Source organism: Limosilactobacillus gastricus DSM 16045, assembly GCF_001434365.1.
GTDB classification, from domain to species: Bacteria; Bacillota; Bacilli; order Lactobacillales; family Lactobacillaceae; genus Limosilactobacillus; species Limosilactobacillus gastricus.
In genome coordinates, this window is sequence record NZ_AZFN01000005.1 from 57,108 (window position 1) to 74,529 (window position 17,422).

The 17,422-nt window shown below is 38.4% G+C and carries 16 protein-coding genes and 1 pseudogene; 16 read left to right on the forward strand and 1 reads right to left on the reverse strand.

Features of this window, described 5'->3' with window-relative positions:
* Positions 1-40: 40 nt before the first annotated feature.
* Genes FC60_RS02445 through FC60_RS02455 form a run of 3 tightly spaced genes read left to right on the forward strand, consistent with a single transcriptional unit; the run spans position 41 to position 3,226 of the window.
* Complete coding sequence (locus FC60_RS02445) at positions 41-919, forward strand: helix-turn-helix domain-containing protein (RefSeq protein WP_056936916.1); 879 nt, start codon at positions 41-43, stop codon at positions 917-919.
* Positions 906-1,628 (forward strand): bifunctional demethylmenaquinone methyltransferase/2-methoxy-6-polyprenyl-1,4-benzoquinol methylase UbiE, encoded by a 723-nt coding sequence (ubiE, locus tag FC60_RS02450; RefSeq protein ID WP_056936917.1) that lies wholly within the window; start codon positions 906-908, stop codon positions 1,626-1,628. The genes FC60_RS02445 and ubiE overlap by 14 nt, the downstream gene beginning before the upstream one ends.
* Positions 1,628-3,226, forward strand: a complete 1,599-nt coding sequence (locus tag FC60_RS02455) for a cation:proton antiporter (RefSeq protein WP_056936918.1) — start codon at positions 1,628-1,630, stop codon at positions 3,224-3,226. Before ubiE ends, FC60_RS02455 begins: the two co-directional genes overlap by 1 nt.
* A 44-nt stretch (positions 3,227-3,270) precedes the next feature.
* Here the strand turns inward: FC60_RS02455 and mscL are convergent, their stop codons facing one another.
* Positions 3,271-3,681 (reverse strand): large-conductance mechanosensitive channel protein MscL, encoded by a 411-nt coding sequence (gene mscL, locus FC60_RS02460; protein WP_056936919.1) that lies wholly within the window; start codon positions 3,679-3,681, stop codon positions 3,271-3,273.
* Positions 3,682-3,860: 179 nt separating this feature from the next.
* Between mscL and FC60_RS02465 the strand changes: the two genes are divergently transcribed.
* From FC60_RS02465 to FC60_RS02525, 13 genes and pseudogenes are all read left to right on the forward strand, one after another.
* Positions 3,861-5,033, forward strand: coding sequence for a cysteine desulfurase family protein (locus FC60_RS02465; RefSeq protein WP_056936920.1), 1,173 nt, complete (start codon positions 3,861-3,863; stop codon positions 5,031-5,033).
* A 249-nt stretch (positions 5,034-5,282) separates the two neighbouring features.
* Complete coding sequence (locus tag FC60_RS02470; RefSeq protein ID WP_056936948.1) at positions 5,283-6,599, forward strand: MFS transporter; 1,317 nt, start codon at positions 5,283-5,285, stop codon at positions 6,597-6,599.
* Between the two features lie 206 nt (positions 6,600-6,805).
* Positions 6,806-8,143 carry an NADP-specific glutamate dehydrogenase gene (gdhA, locus tag FC60_RS02475; RefSeq protein ID WP_056936921.1) on the forward strand — a complete coding sequence of 446 codons (1,338 nt, stop codon included), beginning with the start codon at positions 6,806-6,808 and terminating at the stop codon, positions 8,141-8,143.
* A gap of 198 nt (positions 8,144-8,341) precedes the next feature.
* Positions 8,342-8,938, forward strand: coding sequence for a hypothetical protein (locus tag FC60_RS02480; RefSeq protein ID WP_056936922.1), 597 nt, complete (start codon positions 8,342-8,344; stop codon positions 8,936-8,938).
* Complete coding sequence (locus tag FC60_RS02485) at positions 8,925-11,018, forward strand: hypothetical protein (RefSeq protein ID WP_162252168.1); 2,094 nt, start codon at positions 8,925-8,927, stop codon at positions 11,016-11,018. Before FC60_RS02480 ends, FC60_RS02485 begins: the two co-directional genes overlap by 14 nt.
* A gap of 81 nt (positions 11,019-11,099) precedes the next feature.
* Entirely contained in the window at positions 11,100-12,101 is a 1,002-nt protein-coding gene (locus FC60_RS02490; protein ID WP_056936924.1) for an asparaginase, read from the forward strand.
* A 12-nt stretch (positions 12,102-12,113) separates the two neighbouring features.
* Entirely contained in the window at positions 12,114-12,935 is an 822-nt protein-coding gene (locus FC60_RS02495) for an aldo/keto reductase (RefSeq protein ID WP_056936925.1), read from the forward strand.
* Positions 12,936-13,037: 102 nt separating this feature from the next.
* Positions 13,038-13,703 (forward strand): NAD(P)H-binding protein, encoded by a 666-nt coding sequence (locus FC60_RS02500; protein ID WP_056936926.1) that lies wholly within the window; start codon positions 13,038-13,040, stop codon positions 13,701-13,703.
* Positions 13,704-13,721: 18 nt separating this feature from the next.
* The gene (locus tag FC60_RS02505; RefSeq protein ID WP_056936927.1) at positions 13,722-14,768 is read left to right on the forward strand and encodes a zinc-dependent alcohol dehydrogenase family protein; all 1,047 of its coding nucleotides are present in this window, start codon (positions 13,722-13,724) and stop codon (positions 14,766-14,768) included.
* Between the two features lie 80 nt (positions 14,769-14,848).
* Positions 14,849-15,727, forward strand: a complete 879-nt coding sequence (locus tag FC60_RS02510; protein WP_056936928.1) for a LysR family transcriptional regulator — start codon at positions 14,849-14,851, stop codon at positions 15,725-15,727.
* Positions 15,728-15,819: 92 nt separating this feature from the next.
* Positions 15,820-16,191, forward strand: a complete 372-nt coding sequence (locus FC60_RS02515) for a nuclear transport factor 2 family protein (protein ID WP_082601324.1) — start codon at positions 15,820-15,822, stop codon at positions 16,189-16,191.
* Between the two features lie 12 nt (positions 16,192-16,203).
* Positions 16,204-16,967, forward strand: a pseudogene (locus tag FC60_RS02520) (carboxymuconolactone decarboxylase family protein).
* 13 nt (positions 16,968-16,980) lie between these two features.
* On the forward strand, positions 16,981-17,397 hold the full coding sequence (locus tag FC60_RS02525; protein WP_007122351.1) for a cupin domain-containing protein: 417 nt from the start codon (positions 16,981-16,983) through the stop codon (positions 17,395-17,397).
* Positions 17,398-17,422 lie beyond the last annotated feature (25 nt).

Sequence of the window (17,422 nt, forward strand, 5' to 3'; positions counted from 1 at the left end):
ATAATTAAAGGTAACGATATTTATAAGTGGGGATGCAAAGATGGATATTAATCGATTTGTCAGTCGACGAAAGGAACTAGGTTTTTCGCAAGTACAGCTAGCTCAGGGAATTTGTACCCAAGCAACCCTAAGTAAATTCGAAAATAACGGTCAAATTCCATCTTTAAATATTTTACAACAGTTGTGTAACCGCTTGGGTTTATCATTAGATGAATTAAGTCAAAACGATAAGGACTCGATAGTTTATCTTAATCGTCAGTTAAAACAAGCCGAAATTGACCTGATGATTGGGAACTTTTTAGCTGCTCAGGAATGCTTAAGTAACATCAGTATCAATTCGCAAAGTACCCTGATCCATCAAATGCAATTTTACCTAATCCGGGGGTTGCTAGAATTGTTACTTGATCAGGACCATGAAGGGGCCATCGCTGATTTTAAATTAGTGACCGAAGAACTTGATCAGGAACAATCAACCATCTGGTATTATCTGGGCCAAGCAGGGCTTGCGCTGGTCTATGATCGCGAACAGCGCGCGATCGCAGCTAAAGAACACTTTAAAATGGTGGCAACTTATGTTGATCAACTAAGCGATACGGCTGTCGAAAATATTACCGATTTTGAATATGTCCTGGCAATTTCATATATTTTAGGGCGTTATTATTGGCAAAATAATTTTTTGCAAGCGGCCGAAAACTATATTAACTTCGGCTTGCAATTAGCCCAGTATCATCACGTTACTTACTTTGTTCCGCGACTGTATATGGTGCAAACGGAAATTTTAAAAGCGCAAGGTGCGGATGCATCAACTATTGAAGCAATGATTCATCAAGCCGCTGTTTTTGCTGAATTCAATCATAATCAAGTCGTTCAAAAGTGGGTGCAAGAACAAGGGAAAGGAGAACTTTATGACGCTAACTAATCATCATTCTGAAAGTGAGGTTAATCAGCTCTTTTCACGGGTTGCTCCCCAGTATGATCGGATGAACGATTTAATTAGCTTAGGAACTCAGCGTCGCTGGCGAAAACAGTTATTTCGAGAATTACCAATTCATCAAGGTGATACTTGTTTAGATCTTTGCTGTGGAACTGGAGATTTAACCATTTCACTAGCGCAACGATCAGGAAGAAAAGGGCGAGTGGTTGGACTGGATTTTAATGCTGAGATGTTGGCCTTAGCTAAACGAAAGGCACATACTCGTGGAGTGAATCAACAAATTGAATGGCTCCAAGCAGACGCTATGCACTTACCCTTTACTGATGATCAATTTAATATTATTACGATTGGGTATGGTCTTCGCAATGTTCCTGATGCTAACCAAGTTTTGTCTGAGATTTATCGGGTATTAGCGCCAGGTGGTCACTTTGCTTGTCTAGAGATGTCACAACCGACGAATCCAATCATTAAACTTGGCTGGCGCGCCTACTTTAAGCTTTTTCCCTACATGGCTAGATTAACTGGGGCGCACCCGCAAGACTATCAATATCTACAGAAAACGGCGCAAGCTTTTTACTCGGCCGATGAGATCGTGCAGGTAATGCGAGAAAGTGGCTTTCAAAAGGTTAGGTATCATAAATTAAACTTAGGTGCCGGGGCCCTGCATTTTGGTCAGAAAGCGAGGATCAATTAATGGAAATTTTGATATCTTCAGCAATTTTGCTTACAGCATCGACGTTAGCGATAATCATTCATCGCCAACTATTTCCTCACTTTGCGGGTCATTATATCAGCTTATTGTTAGGGATGGCTTTAGTTTGGATTCCGGTAGTTAATGACCTAGTCTGGAAGTTCAATTCAGAAATTTTTATGGGCTTTGTCATTGCGCCTTTACTATTTTTTGATGGGCAAAGCACGAGATTACGCCTAGTTTCAACCAAGTTTAAATCTATTGTTAGTATGACGGTGGTCATGGTGCTAGTGATTCTTTTGGTGGCTGGCTTTACCATTCAATCGCTATTTAAGATTGGCTTACCGTTAGCCTTTTTACTGGCTGCCATTAGTATTCCAACGGATGCGACAGCGACTGACGCGGTTACTGATGGCTTGATTATGCCGAAACGACCCAATATCTTATTAAAGTTGGAGTCATTGTTTAATGATGCTTCTGGTTTAATTTTGCTAAGCATGGCAACCTTATGGTTTCAAAATGGGTATATTAATTATCAACAAACCTTAATGGATTTCTTGATTTCGGCCTTTGGAGGAGCAACCCTTGGTTATGTGTCATCTTGGTTACTAATGATGTTGCGGCAGCAAATGTTTACTTCAAAAGTTAATTTTTTGAATAATACCTACAATAATGGGACTCCCATGAAGGTAATTTTCTTCGCGACCCCTTTTTTGATTTATTTTATCGCCGAAGAAATTCACGTTTCGGGAATTATTGCCGTGGTGGTCGCAGGGTTAGTTGGGAATACTGAGGCGCAGCGGAGCAAACTTTTAAATCCGATGGTTTATTATGATTCTGTACGTTTAATTGAGATGATTAGCGAAATCCTGAACGGGGTGGTTTTTGTTGTCCTTGGGATCGTCTTGATGCGGACCTATCGTGATGAACAAATTACCTATGGGTCATGGACGTGGATTTACATAGGGATCGTCTTGTATCTATCTAATCTCATTGTACGATTTTTATATTCAAAATTTGTTATGCGGGAAAAAGCTCACACGGCCAAGTTATTCGCCTTAGGTGGTGTGCATGGGGCAGTGACTTTTGCCTTGGTCATGATGTTAGAGCACGCCACGTTGAGTACGCGTCAATTTAATTTAGCAATCATGTCTGAGAGTGTCTTGATCATTTTGAGCCTTTTAGTTCCGTCAATATTGTTCCGCTTTGTCTTGGATAAGGACGTGCCTGATGACGAAATGATCGAAGAATTAACTTCAATGCGGGTTGCCATGGTGGAGCATGCTCGCCAACAATTAAATGAAATTTATGTACCTGATCGAATGAAGCCAATTCTGGAATATGATTTAAATGCTCAAATTGGACAAACTTCGACCCGAGATTTTATTAAACAATGGCAAAAAGCTAGCCGAGTGGTGGGCTTAGATCAAAATCAAACAATTTTCCTGAACGAAATTTATCACTATATTTTTGATCAGGAACGTGATTATTTAGCCATGATTGAGCATCGTGAAAGTAAATATCATGAAGTTTTCAATATATTATATAAAGAGATTATGATGGCTGAAATGGTATCCTTACGTGATGATAATGAAGAATAAAAAAGTCCTCTGAAAAATTTTCAGAGGACTTTTTAGGATCTTGCTTACTTATTATCTTGTTTTTCAAGTAAAGCAACGATTTGTTTAAGGTAATCAGTTTCAGTCGCTTCTTTTTCTTCTTCTTCCGCTTCCTTAGCATCTTCTTCTGATTTAGCGAGGGCAGCGGCCTTTTCCATGACCGTATTGATACTCTTCATTAATAAGAAGACAACCAAAGCAATGATTAAGAAGTTAATGACTGAGTTCAAAAAGGCTCCATAACGGAAAGTGGCATCGCCAACCTTGAAGACGAGGTTGGAGAGGTCAATCCGACCTAGAAAAATCCCAATCAATGGATTGATCAAATTCTTAACTAATGAGGTAACGATGGCCGTAAAAGCTGACCCGATGATCACCCCAACAGCTAAGTCCATCACATTACCACGTAAAATAAATTCACGAAATTCTTTTAACATAAGATACTCCTTTATATATACATTAACTAAACTAACTTAACAAAAACTTAAGGTTTTGGCAAGATAAAAGGGATATTTATTTGATTTTTCTCGATAGTTCGTTTGGAATTCAATCAACAAACTAGAGGATTGAGCGATTATTGGTTATAATGTAGCCATTGATTCAGGGAGGAAAGAGTATGGGATCTAGAATTTATGTTGATAATGCTGGAACGACGGCGATGGCGTCACAAGTGATTGAAGCCATGACGACAGCGATGAAAGACACCTTTGGGAATGCGTCGACAACTAATTATTACGGCCGACAAGCTAAACAAGTATTAGAAGACTGTCGTCATTATTTAGCTCAATCCGTTCATGCTCAATATGATGATGAAATTGTGATTACCAGTGGAGGAACAGAGAGCGATAATACGGTCATAAAACAAGTTGCTCAAGCCCGGCAAAGTGAAGGCAAACACATTATTACGACGGCTTTTGAACATGAAGCAATTTTACGTCCCCTCAGTGATTTAGAAGCACAAGGCTTTGAAGTTACCTATTTACCAGTAGATGAATTTGGTCAGATTAATTTAGATGATTTAAAGGCGGCTTTACGTCCCGACACGATTTTAGTTTCGATCATGACGGTTAATAATGAGGTGGGGAGTCATTTACCCATTCATCAAATTGGTCAAATTGTTGCCGATAGTTCAGCTTGGTTTCATACTGATGCTGTCCAAGCCTATGGCATTTTGCCGATTGACGTTCAAGCGGATCAAATTGATCTCTTATCAATGTCTGCCCATAAAATTAATGGACCCAAGATGACTGGTTTCTTGTATCGCCGGCGCGGCATTAACTTCCCTGCTTTCATCCGCGGGGGTGACCAAGAATTAAAACGCCGGGCAGGGACAGAAAACGTTCCGGGAGTAGTTGGCATGACTACAGCCGCGCGTCTCCATCTAGAAAAGATGGCTAGCCATCAAGCCCACTATCATGATTTAAAACACCGCTTGGTTGATGGATTAAGTCAAGTTGGCGTTGATTTTGAAATTAATGGTCATCTTGATGATCAAATGGCTCCTCAGACCATTAGTTTATGGTTTAAAGGTGTTCCTAATGACGCATTATTAACTAATCTTGATTTGGAAGGAATCATTGGGGCCGCTGGCTCGGCTTGTACTTCAGGGTCTTTAGATCCGTCGCATGTCTTAGTGGCGATGTATGGTCAAGATAGCCCCCGAATTTGGGAAACCTTACGTTTTTCATTTGGGATTGATAATACACTGGCTGAAGTTGACCAAATCGTAGCCGCTTTAAATAAATATACAAAACGTCTCAAGAATAATGGTGATCGCGGTCAACGCTAACCTTAAGGATTTACTGATTATCGGTTTAGAATCGTTAGTTGGTAGGTCCTTTTTTAGTTTCGTAGTGATTTATTAAATTAAATTTAATCGGGTGTTGAATTTATATAAATATGCACTAATGCCAAGATAGTTAAAATATTACGTAAAAGTTATAAAAGGCTTAACATTTTCTAATTCTAGTCTTAGGATGTTAATTACATTCACAAGAATGAATCATCAATCTGATCAAAAGGAGGATTTCAGATGGATATGACAAATCAACAACCTATAGCTAGAACCGAACGGAAGATTGCTTCCAACATTTTAAAAGGTTCGCTAGGGAATATGATCGAATGGTTTGACTGGTACGTATATTCAGCCTTCGCAATCTATTTCTCAGCGGCCTTCTTCCCATCTAACAACCAGACGGCTAAATTACTTTCAACCGCTGCTGTTTTCGCAATTGGGTTTGTGATGCGACCGTTTGGATCCTTCGTCATGGGGCGGTATGCGGACCGCCATGGTCGGCGGGCTGCCTTGACCTTATCAGTCATGATTATTGCTGGAGGGTCGATGATTATTGCCCTTGTACCGACTTTTAGTCAAATTGGGATTTGGTCACCAATTATTTTGGTGGCAACGCGGATGGTTCAAGGGCTCTCTCTTGGTGGTGAATATGGGACTTCAGCCACTTATTTATCCGAAATGGCTTCGCCACAACGGCGGGGATTCTATTCATCTTTCCAATATGTCACTTTAATTGCCGGACAACTGTTAGCCTTGCTAGTGCAAATTGTGCTTCAACAAATGTTTAATGAACAACAGTTATATGCTTTTGGTTGGCGAATCCCATTCGTCATTGGGGCGATTGGTGCTTTAGTCGTCTTATGGTTACGGTTAACTATGGAAGAATCAGACCAATTTAAACATGCGAATAAGCATAACAAACGGTCAGGGACCTTACGTTTATTGGCAAAATACCCGAAACAAGTCTTAATCGTCATTGGGTTGACCCTTGGGGGAACAATTTCTTTTTACTCATACACAACTTATCTTCAACAATTTATGATTAACACGGCTGGCATGAATAAAGAAGTCGTGGCGATTGTAAACTTCGCCGCCTTGTTAGTAATGATTGTTTTACAACCAGTCTTTGGTGCTTTGTCAGACCATATTGGTCGGAAACCATTGTTAGTCTTCTTTGGAGTTGGGGGCACCATTGCCACTGTTCCAATTTTCACACTACTGGCCCATGTCACTACTGCTTGGGGTGCCTTTCTACTAATGGTTAGTGGCTTGATTTTAGTTTCTGGCTACACTTCGATTAATGCAATTGTGAAGGCCGAATTATTCCCTGCCAAAATCCGGGCGTTAGGAGTTGGCTTACCATATAGTCTAACCGTGGCCATCTTCGGGGGAACCGCTAACTATGTTGCGCTTTGGATGCGCTCAGCTGGGATTGAAAGTGGTTTCTATTGGTATGTCACGGCAACGATTTTTATTTCCCTATTAGTTTACATTTTCGGGTTAAGTCATAAAAATGATTCGCTTATTGATCGAGAAGAAGCTGAAATGTATGGCAAATAAGTGTTTTAAAGGCTAAGAACCGAACTTAAAGATTGCAGAAAGTTAAAATAGTTAAGTGAACTCACACATATAACTATGAATTAATAATCAAATCACGAAAAATCCTATGATGAAAAAACTGGATTTATTTTCAGATCCTGATAAGATTATAATTACAATCATTAAAAAATGATTAAAACAGCAAACGAGAAATGAGAGGTTATTATATGTCTTACGTTGATGATGTTTATGAACGACTTGTTGCCCAGAATCCTGCTCAGCCAGAATTTCACCAAGCCGCTAAAGAAGTTTTAGACTCCTTACGGCCTGTGATTGAACCCAATGAAGAACATTACCGCAAGGAAGCTCTTCTAGAACGGTTAACGACACCGGACCGGCAAATTCTCTTTAAGGTTCCTTGGGTTGATGATAATGGTCAAGTTCAGGTTAACAATGGTTTCCGGATCCAATTTAACAATGCCATCGGACCTTACAAAGGTGGATTGCGGTTACACCCAACGGTTAACTTGGGAATCTTAAAATTCTTAGGATTTGAACAAATCTTTAAGAATGCTTTAACTACCTTACCAATCGGTGGTGGTAAAGGTGGATCGGACTTTGATCCTAAGGGTAAGTCTGATCGTGAAGTAATGGCCTTTTGTCAAAGCTTTATGACTGAACTCTACAAGCACATTGGACCAGACGTTGATGTTCCAGCTGGTGATATTGGTACTGGTGGTCGTGAAATTGGTTACCTTTACGGTCAATACAAGCGTTTAACAACTAGTTACCAAGGGGTCTTAACTGGTAAGGGCTTGAACTGGGGTGGTTCATTAGCTCGGACCGAAGCTACTGGGTATGGGTTACTCTACATCGTTGATGAATTATTAAAGGACCACGGTCAAAGCCTGGAAGGTAAGACTGTCACGGTCAGTGGTGCCGGAAACGTGGCCATCTATGCGATTGAAAAGGCACAACAACTTGGTGCTAAGGTTGTGACGGCTTCTGACTCAACTGGTTGGGTTTACGATCCAGAAGGGATTGATGTTGCCTTACTTAAGGACGTTAAGGAAAACCGGCGGGCTCGTTTAACAGCTTACGCTGAAGAACGTCCATCAGCTGAATACCATGAAGGACGTGGTGTTTGGGTTGTTAAGGCGGATGTTGCTTTACCTTGTGCAACGCAAAATGAATTAACCCTTGATGATGCGAAGACCTTAGTTGAAAATGGAACAGTTGCAGTTGCTGAAGGGGCCAACATGCCTACGACTCCAGAAGCAACTGAATATCTTCAAGAAAAGGGTGTCTTCTTTGTTCCTGGGAAGGCGGCTAATGCCGGTGGGGTTGCAGTTTCTGCCCTTGAAATGAGTCAAAACTCAGAACGGTTAAGCTGGACCTTTGAAGAAGTTGATAATAAGCTTCATGACATCATGAAAGACATTTACCAAAATATTTCTTCAGCAGCTGAAAAGTATGCGAAGAAGGATGACTTCGTTTCTGGGGCTAACATTGCTGGTTTCCTTAAGGTAGCTGATACGATGGAAGCGCAAGGAACGGCGATCTAATTAATTTGTATAATTAAAATTTAATAATAACCTATTAAGCCAATCACTAGGTAAAACAAAATTGTACCTGTGATTGGCTTATTATTTTGGGCAAAATAGATCATTACGATACAGAGAAATTTGTAAAGTAATAATAATAATCTTGTAATGAAAAAGCATTAAAATAATGTCGTTAAGTAAAAAGGAGTTGTTATTTCCATGATACGAATTGCTATTCTATGGACACCATTTTTGTTATATTTTATGCAATTAATCTTTCCAATTTTATGCCCAAAACAGGGAATGAAATTTCACAAAATAAAATATGATCTATTGTACGGAGATAAAATAACATTTTTTTCGCGTGTTGTTTTCTGGACAATAATAGTTTATTTTTCAATGTTATCTTACTTTCTTAATTATAAAATATTTGAAAATGGAGAAAAATTTTCAACTCAATTAACATTAGTATTGGCCATTTTTGCTATGTACGGCGTGTATATAGGTTTTTTGCAATTTATGGCAGGATACAACAAAAAAAATATTACTTATTTAGGTCATCAAAAAATGGATTTTCTAAGTAGTAGAAATGTTTGGTATCAAATTACTAGAATATGGGAATTTTATTTATTATTATTTTTAATAATTATTCCCCCTCAAATAATCGAGATTCTACCTTTCAGAATTTTGAATGTATATCAATTTATTTGGCAGTCGAACATTTTATTGTTACTTATCTTGTTTATTTTTCTGTTAAAATTCAGTATAAATGTTGCTAATATCACTATATTAATCAATACAGATGCTGATAGCTGATATGGGTTTAAAGCGAGTAATTAGAAATGATATCATATATCAATATAAAAAATATTTTGAAGATATATTGAACAATGGTTTTACCGTTGAAGATGTAAATAATTTCTATCTTTATCTGAAATATGATCTTTCACAATTGAATGAACAGGATGTAAAGGAATTTTTGACAATTGTATTTAATAATTTAAATCTGATTGATATAAATACGAATAGTAAAGTCTTAAAAAAATTTTTTTTAAGCCAAAAAGAAATTGATGCAACTGTTATTTTAAATGGAGTTCAATTATTTATTAAGGAAAAATATAAATTGTTAACAGATTATACGTATTCAGAAGATGAAGCTCAATCTATTATTTTTCCATTTGTAGAAAAAGATATGGTAGCGTATAAAAACCTACTTACAGATAGTGATGAATTTTTGAACCTAAATAGCCAGAGTTATTATGATAACAAATCAACTTTTAATTTGGATAAGATGACTTTCAATATTAATGAAAATCAAAAAAAAGTTGGTATTTCGGCTACAAACAATATACATGTATATATTTTGGAGAAAGTAGCACCACTATTTAAATCACAAAAATCTGTTGAAAGTTTGTCGTCTTTAGTTAATGAACGTATTCTAAATGATAGTTATTTAAAAGAAAATACGGAAAATCATTGGGAAACTGATAAGAATAATTCATTGCCATTAAATTTTAATTGTTCAGATTCAAATATTCCAATTAATGAAATAGTTAGTATACAAAACCGAATTACTTCTGTTTCTGTTGACGTAGAAGGCTTTATTGGGTTTGGAGTATATTTGAATGGATTTAATACTTTTTCTGAAATAACAAAATTTTTAGAAAATAATGTTTCAAAAATTTCTTGTTTAAAACTTACAACTGATGACGGTAAAGAATTTATTGTTAGAAGAAATCTCCTAAGAGAGTATTTTGAAGTATTCAAGAAAAAGTTTGGCGAAACTATACTCCAGATATATATATCTTGCGATAATTTAAACTTGGACAGTCCAAATATATCTAATGAACTAAATGTTTATTCTAATATTTGGTTTGAATTTTTGATTCAAAATTTAAACAATTTAAACCGTTCACAAAAAAGTTCCGATAATACATTGAATATTTTACGAAAAATAAAAGAACCGTATTGTGGTGTATTATCCTTATGTCAATTAATATCATCAAATAATGATCATGATGGTCCAATTAAAAACTATTTAGAGATATTATATGAATTGTTTAAATCGTTAAATCAACAGGAAATAGATGAAAAGTATAATAATTATATTAATTGTATTGACTCTTATATTAGTAAATCAGATATTTATGAAGTGAAACAAAAATGTTTGAAGGTTAGGGAGATTGTATTAAGCATAAAAGAAAAAGAGAAAGAGAAAGACAAAACATTTGTCATTGATGATAATTGGTGGGGAAATAATGTTGGTTTGAATGTTTTAAATTTTATTTCAGTTATTAGTACAATATCTAGTTGTAAAATACAAATAAGTTTACAAGATTCGAATCTTAACACTAATTTGATGAGCCAATGTCTTATTACTATGTCTAAATTTCCAGAATTATTTGACCCAATAGCTGATCTATACTACTTTAATACTACTATATATAATTACATACTTGATAATTTAGGTGATATTAAGAAGTATTTAATCATGGACAAACCACTTAAATCTCTTTTAATTTTAGAAAAGATTATAGATGAAAAATATTTTGATCATTATCAAGGTTACTATGAAGCTCAGTATTTTATGATTGGTCTTGTGAAGAGTAAAAAGTATTATGATTTAAGTTATTCTTCTATATTAAAGTTTTTCACCTTAAAATTGACTGAGGGACAGGGCGCCTTATATACAAGATTAGTAAAAGAAAGAAAGTTCAGAAAAGACTATAAATTTTCGTTAGCTTATTATTTGGACCTGAAAGGACTTACTATTGAACAATATCTAGATAATATTGAAGATGAATTGAAGGATTATGATAGCTTAAAAGTCGGAATATTTAAGAAAAAACTAATTAAGAAAGAAATTGAAAATATTGTTTACGATCATTATTATTAATTCACATTCTAACTTTTCATAGAAGTCCGTTTTTACATGGTGTAAGATAATCCTAATATCTTGAAATAGGAAATAATCATCATGAAAAAGAAATTACTATTACTCTCAACTGGCGGCACCATTGCCTCGGTCGCATCAGATACCGGCTTAACCCCAGGAGAAAGTGGCAATGACTTGGTTAAATTGCTGGGAGAACTGCCCTTTGACTTAGATGTCCGGGATATTTTGAAACTGGATTCTTCTAATATTCAGCCTGAAGAATGGCAATTTATGGCTGACCAAGTTTATGAAAACCGGTTAAATTACGATGGAATTGTCATAACGCATGGGACTGATACCATGGCTTATACGGCCTCGATGCTATCCTTCATGTTACAAAATATTGAAATTCCAGTGGTGATTACTGGGAGTCAAGTTCCGATTAATGTAGTTTTAAGTGATGCTCAATCTAATTTACGGTTAGCCTTTGCGGCCGCAATGGCTGGGAAACCAGGAATTTTTGTGGCCTTTGATCGAAAAATCATGCGTGGCTGTCGTAGTGTTAAAGTTCGGACAACTGATTTTGACGCCTTTGAAAGTGTTAATGTTCCACCGTTAGCGACGGTAACGTCAGATGGGTTGGTTTTCCGGAAAGATTATCAAACCTATCGTGATATTGCCTTTGATTGTCAGTTAAAAAAAGCCCTAGATCCACATGTGGCCCTGATTAAGCTCTTTCCAGGATTTGATCCTGATTTGTTACGGGCGATGGTGGAACATGGTTGTCGCGGTATCGTCATTGAGGCTTATGGACTCGGGGGTATGAACTTTATTCGGCGAAATTTAGTGGCGGTAATCGGTGAACTAACGAGTGCTGGCATTCCGGTAATTGCCAGTAGCCAATGTTTATATGAACGAAGTGATTTGACGAAGTATGAAGTTGGTCGGGAGGCCCTCTTAAAAGGGGCCATTAGTGCACGAGATATGACTTCAGAAAGTGCAGTAACTAAATTAATGTGGGCCCTAGGTCAGGGAATGGATATCAAGGCTGTGCAAGCTTGTTTTAATCAAGATTTAGTTGGTGAAGTGACGATTGAAGATTAAGAAGGTGAAAGCATGGAAACGGTAAGACTAAATAATGGCGTCACAATTCCGCTTCTGGGATATGGGACTTATCAGTTGCCGCAATCTACGGGACCGAAATTATTACAAGAAGCAATCGAATTAGGTTATCGCCATTTTGATTCTGCCCAAGAATACCAAACCGAAGCGGCAGTCGGAGATGCGATTCGACATAGTCAGCTGGCCCGAGACCAATTTTTTGTGACGACCAAATCGTGGATGGATGGTTATCAGGCGACCTTGGATGGGATTGATGAGTCATTACAACGTTTTGGCTATGACTACTTTGATTTAATCTTGATTCATTGGCCCCAAAGACACCCTCTGGAAAGCTACTTAGCCTTGGAAAAGATCTATCAAGAAGGCAAGGCGCGCGCAATTGGCGTTAGTAATTTTAATAGTCGTCAATTAGATGAGCTATTGGCTAATAGTTCGGTCATACCAGTAATTGATCAAATTGAAACCCATTTATTATGGCCCCAAACTAGAATGGCCAAGTATTTGCATGAACACCAGATTGCCCACGAATCATGGTCCCCATTGGGGGCTAGTCAGTTGAAGGAAATGGTCAAAATCCCCTTGGTGCAAACAATTGCGCATCAACATCAGGTTAAGCCGACGCAAGTGCTCTTACGATACCTAACTCAACAAGGGATTGTCACTATTCCGATGACCACTAATCATCAGCATTTAGTTGATAACTTAGCGTCATTAGACTTTGATTTAAGTACGGCAGAATTAGCAAGTTTAAGACAATTTGACCGTGGCCTCCAATCGATGCACTGGCCGTCTTGGATGCGGGAAGATGCCTATTAAAATAGTATACATTTAACGAATGGTAATATGCTGAAAAGGTATTTTACCATTTTTTATTTCCCCAATATAATTAGACATATCAATTAGGAAAGAAGGGACCTTATGAATTTATTGATCTTAGCAGCCAATGGGCAAATTGCTCGGTTAGTAGAGGAACGGATTTTAAGTGAAGATAATTTTAAATCGGTTAACCTAACTTTGTTCTTAAGAAATGCTGATCGCTTAGCAGATTTAGCAACTAATCCGCGAGTTAACCTGATCGAAGGGGACCTGAATAAGGAAGCGGATGTGGTTAAAGCAGCCCAAGGGCAAGATCTGATTTTTTCAGCGGTAGTGGATCACGATGATACTGGTAGCAATCGTCCAACCAAAGACATCATTAAGGCTGCTCAAGAAAATCAGGTTGATCGGATCATCGAGACTAGTTTGCTCGGCCTTTATAATGAGGTGCCGGGAGAATTTGGTCGCTGGAACAATGATACCTGTTTTGGTGGTGATCCAAGTGGTTCGGCCCCAGTTCTAGCTGACCAATTATTAAAGGATTCAGGCTTGAACTACACAACTTTACGGTTGCCTTGGTTAAATGATCGGGATGAAATTAAATATACAATTACCCATCGCAATGAACCTTATGTTGGCGTCTCGGGGTCACGAAAGAGCATTGCGGATGTCGTACTTAAGATTGTTGCCGATCCTAATTTTGCTGCCTTTGACAGTATTGGGATGGCTGATCCTGATACCCAGGGGTTAGATCGACCAGTATATTAATAAATGGAGGAAATTAAAATGAAAGCTGCGGTATTTATGGGACCTGGTAAGATGGAGGTCCATGAAGTTACGAAACCATCGATTCAAAAGTCGAGTGATGCGATTATTAAAATTGTACGGGCCTGTGTTTGTGGATCAGATTTATGGTGGTTCCGGGGAATTAGCCAACGGGAAACCGGCACTAATACCGGTCACGAGGCAATTGGGATTGTTGAAGAAGTGGGCTCAGATGTAACTCATATTCAACCAGGTGATTTTGTAGTCGTACCGTTCTCTCATGGGTGTGGGCATTGTGCGGCTTGTTTAGCCGGCTTTGATGGTAGTTGTTTGAATGCTGAATACCCAACCAATAGTGATGGTGCTTACCAAGGTGAATATTTACGGGCTACCAATGCTGATTGGGCGTTGGTTAAGATTCCCGGACAACCTAGTGACTATACTGATGAACAATTAAACGATTTATTAACCCTTTCAGATGTGATGGCAACTGGATATCATGCGGCTGCCAGTGCGGAAGTTAAACCAGGCGACACGGTAGTAGTCTTTGGTGATGGAGCGGTTGGACTCTGTGGGGTCATTGCGGCTAAACTCCGTGGTGCTAAGCGAATCATCTCGATGAGTCGGCATGAAGATCGGCAAAAGCTGGCCAAAGAATTTGGTGCCACCGATTTTATTGCTGAACGGGGCGATGAAGCAGTGCAAAAAGTAATGGAATTAACTGATGGCAATGGTGCGGATGCAATTTTAGAATGTGTCGGAACGGCGCAATCAAATGAAACTGCGGTTCAAGTTGGCCGCCCAGGGGCCATCGTTGGTCGGGTTGGAGTACCGCAAAACCCAACTATCGATACGAACGCGCTCTTCTGGCGTAATATTGGTTTACGGGGCGGAGTTGCGAACGTAACAACTTATGATAAAGAAGTTTTATTAGAAGCTGTTTTAAAGGGTGAAATCCATCCTGGTCATGTCTTTACTAAGCGGTTCCAATTGGATGATATCCAAGCTGCTTATGAAGCGATGGATAAACGTGAAGCTATTAAGTCCTTAGTAATTGTAAGTGAATAGTCAGTAACCAATAGATCCGTCAAAAGCTGGCGGGTCATTTTTGTTGTCATGATAAAATAGAAGTATTTAGGAGGTGTGACATGTTTTCTCAGATTAAATATTTTATTGCGGTGGTTGAGCAACATAGTTTTACCCTAGCTGCCGAAGAATGCCATATCTCACAATCCGCTATTTCACAACAAATTAAAGAATTAGAAGCTACTTTGGGGGTGGCCTTATTAGATCGCCATGGGCGGACTTTTACCGTGACGGCGGCCGGTCAATATTTTTATCGACATGGAAAAGATTTACTTGACTCGGTGGATTTCTTAATTAAGGGAACTCAGCAAATTAATGAACCGGATCAATATCAATTAAATGTTGGTTATCTCCGTGATTTTGGAACCGGCGAGTTTCTGCAAGCAGTGGCTGATTTTTCCAGCCAATATCCACAAATTAAGATCAACATCACAAGTGGCAATCACGAAAGTCTTTACCGACTAATGCAAGCTCAAAAATTGGATTTGATTTTTTCCGATCAACGACGGGCTTTATCTGATCGGGTTATCAATCACTTTTTAACGGCAAGTCCTTTGATGGTGGCCGCAAGTGTTAATCAATTAAAAGACCGTCAAAAGGTCGACGTTGATGATTTAAAAGACTTAACCTGTTTGATTATTCAAAGCGATTCAGAAGATACTAGCACCATTGAATATTATCAAGGAGCGCTTGGAATTAGCAGTGATTTTCAAATCGTGGGGACAAAAGAAGCCGCTGAAATGTTAATGGCCACCAACCAAGGGTACGTGATTGTTAATGAACGGACGCAAGACCAATTTAATTCAGCGGTGATTCAGGCTCGACCGTTAGTTCATCATCAAGAAAAGTTTCTACAAAAATACTTTGCCTATTGGGATAAAGATAATGGCGGTTATTTTGTGGAAGCATTTGCTAAATTATTAGCAAATCAGTTCAAATAAGTAAAACTTATGCATTGAATTAATAATTGGAATCGTTTTATATAATCGCTCCTTTTATACTGTAATTATCCTAAAGCTGGAGGTGTTAAACAGTGTCAGACGAAGAACAAATTATTTCGCTCTATCGGCAAGAGAATGAGGCGATGGTAAAGAAAGATCTGGTTACTTTGAATCAAATTTTAGCTCCGTCCATGAATTTAGTTCATATGACTGGCATGGTTCAACCCAAATTAGAATGGATTGATCAGATTCAAAATGGCCAAATGAAATATTTTGATTCTCAAGAAGAGCATATTTTTGATGTCGTGATCGATGGGGATCAGGCTAGTTTAATTGGTCAAAATCTGGTTCGCGCTTCGGTTTGGGGTGGCGGGGTCACGACATGGCCTCTCCAAATAAAAATGGAATTTCAAAAAATTAATGGTCAATGGTTGATCACTAATCAAATTGCTAGCACTTATTAGGAGGTTGAGAAGATGGCAATTTCTTCAGCAGCGTCAGAATATCGGCAACGCTTATTTGCGGACGATCCTTTTCAAGAATTAGCCCAAAAGGATCCAGAAGTATATGAAATCGTTAATAACTTCATGTTTGACGAGGTCGTTAATAATGACGATTTAGATGATCGGACCCGTTTTATGTGTAATCTAGCTACCTTAATCGGTTGTCAAGGAATTGATTTATTTTCAGAATACGTTCCAGCGGCCCTAAAAGCGGGAGTAAGTCCAGTCGAGGTCAAAGAGCTTACCTACCAAGCGATTGATTACTTAGGGATGGGACGAGTTTATCCATTTTTAAAGGTAGTTAATCAACAATTGGCGGCTCAAGGAATCGACTTACCATTACCTGGTCAATCAACGACTAGTCCCGAAACGCGCTTAGCGGCTGGGAGCAATGCCAAATCGATATTTTTGGCGAAGGAATGCGCGACTTTAAGAGTCAGGGTGGTGCTGCCCAAAATATCAACAAATGGTTGGTTGATAATTGCTTTGGGGATTACTACACACGTCAGGGTTTAAATTATCAAGAACGGGAATTGATGACCTTTTGTTATTTAGCCGCTCAAGGTGGCGTAGAACCACAGTTAGAAGGACATGCGGAGGCTAATATTCAAAATGGGAATGATTATCTATTCTTAATTAAGGTAATTTCCCAGAACTTACCATTAATTGGCTATCCACGGAGCTTAAATGCCTTGCGGTGTGCCACTGAAGCTAAAGCAAAAGTAGAAGAACAATAAGGAGAAATGAATTATGGCAAAGAATGAAGAAGCAGTTAAAAATGATATGTTTGGTTTTGGGGAAGAAAATACCGCTTATGCCCAATATTTTATTGGAAAAAGTTATCTAAATGGTCTGGTACCCGCAAAAGATGATGTAACAGTAGGGGTTGCCAATGTTAACTTTGAACCAGGATGTCGGAATAACTGGCACATACATCATGATGGTTACCAAATTATTATGTGTACCGCTGGTGAAGGATGGTACCAAATTGAAGGTCAACCGGCGCAAAAGATGCATCCGGGTGATGTAGCAGTCTTCCACGATGGCGTAAAGCACTGGCACGGAGCTACCAAGGATAGTTGGTTCTCGCATGTGGCAATTGGTGCCGGCTCTACGGAATGGTTAGAACCAGTTGACGATGAAGCATATGGTAAATTAGCTGATTAAAAGAAGCAGGGAAAAAAGCAAAGAG

Excerpts from the sequence above, each read along its gene's own strand:
- FC60_RS02445 (WP_056936916.1), top strand. The coding sequence starts at position 41 with ATGGATATTAATCGATTTGTCAGTCGACGAAAGGAACTAGGTTTTTCG.
- ubiE (WP_056936917.1), top strand. The coding sequence starts at position 906 with ATGACGCTAACTAATCATCATTCTGAAAGTGAGGTTAATCAGCTCTTT.
- FC60_RS02455 (WP_056936918.1), top strand. The coding sequence starts at position 1,628 with ATGGAAATTTTGATATCTTCAGCAATTTTGCTTACAGCATCGACGTTA.
- mscL (WP_056936919.1), bottom strand. The coding sequence starts at position 3,681 with ATGTTAAAAGAATTTCGTGAATTTATTTTACGTGGTAATGTGATGGAC.
- FC60_RS02465 (WP_056936920.1), top strand. The coding sequence starts at position 3,861 with ATGGGATCTAGAATTTATGTTGATAATGCTGGAACGACGGCGATGGCG.
- FC60_RS02470 (WP_056936948.1), top strand. The coding sequence starts at position 5,283 with ATGACAAATCAACAACCTATAGCTAGAACCGAACGGAAGATTGCTTCC.
- gdhA (WP_056936921.1), top strand. The coding sequence starts at position 6,806 with ATGTCTTACGTTGATGATGTTTATGAACGACTTGTTGCCCAGAATCCT.
- FC60_RS02480 (WP_056936922.1), top strand. The coding sequence starts at position 8,342 with ATGATACGAATTGCTATTCTATGGACACCATTTTTGTTATATTTTATG.
- FC60_RS02485 (WP_162252168.1), top strand. The coding sequence starts at position 8,925 with ATGCTGATAGCTGATATGGGTTTAAAGCGAGTAATTAGAAATGATATC.
- FC60_RS02490 (WP_056936924.1), top strand. The coding sequence starts at position 11,100 with ATGAAAAAGAAATTACTATTACTCTCAACTGGCGGCACCATTGCCTCG.
- FC60_RS02495 (WP_056936925.1), top strand. The coding sequence starts at position 12,114 with ATGGAAACGGTAAGACTAAATAATGGCGTCACAATTCCGCTTCTGGGA.
- FC60_RS02500 (WP_056936926.1), top strand. The coding sequence starts at position 13,038 with ATGAATTTATTGATCTTAGCAGCCAATGGGCAAATTGCTCGGTTAGTA.
- FC60_RS02505 (WP_056936927.1), top strand. The coding sequence starts at position 13,722 with ATGAAAGCTGCGGTATTTATGGGACCTGGTAAGATGGAGGTCCATGAA.
- FC60_RS02510 (WP_056936928.1), top strand. The coding sequence starts at position 14,849 with ATGTTTTCTCAGATTAAATATTTTATTGCGGTGGTTGAGCAACATAGT.
- FC60_RS02525 (WP_007122351.1), top strand. The coding sequence starts at position 16,981 with ATGGCAAAGAATGAAGAAGCAGTTAAAAATGATATGTTTGGTTTTGGG.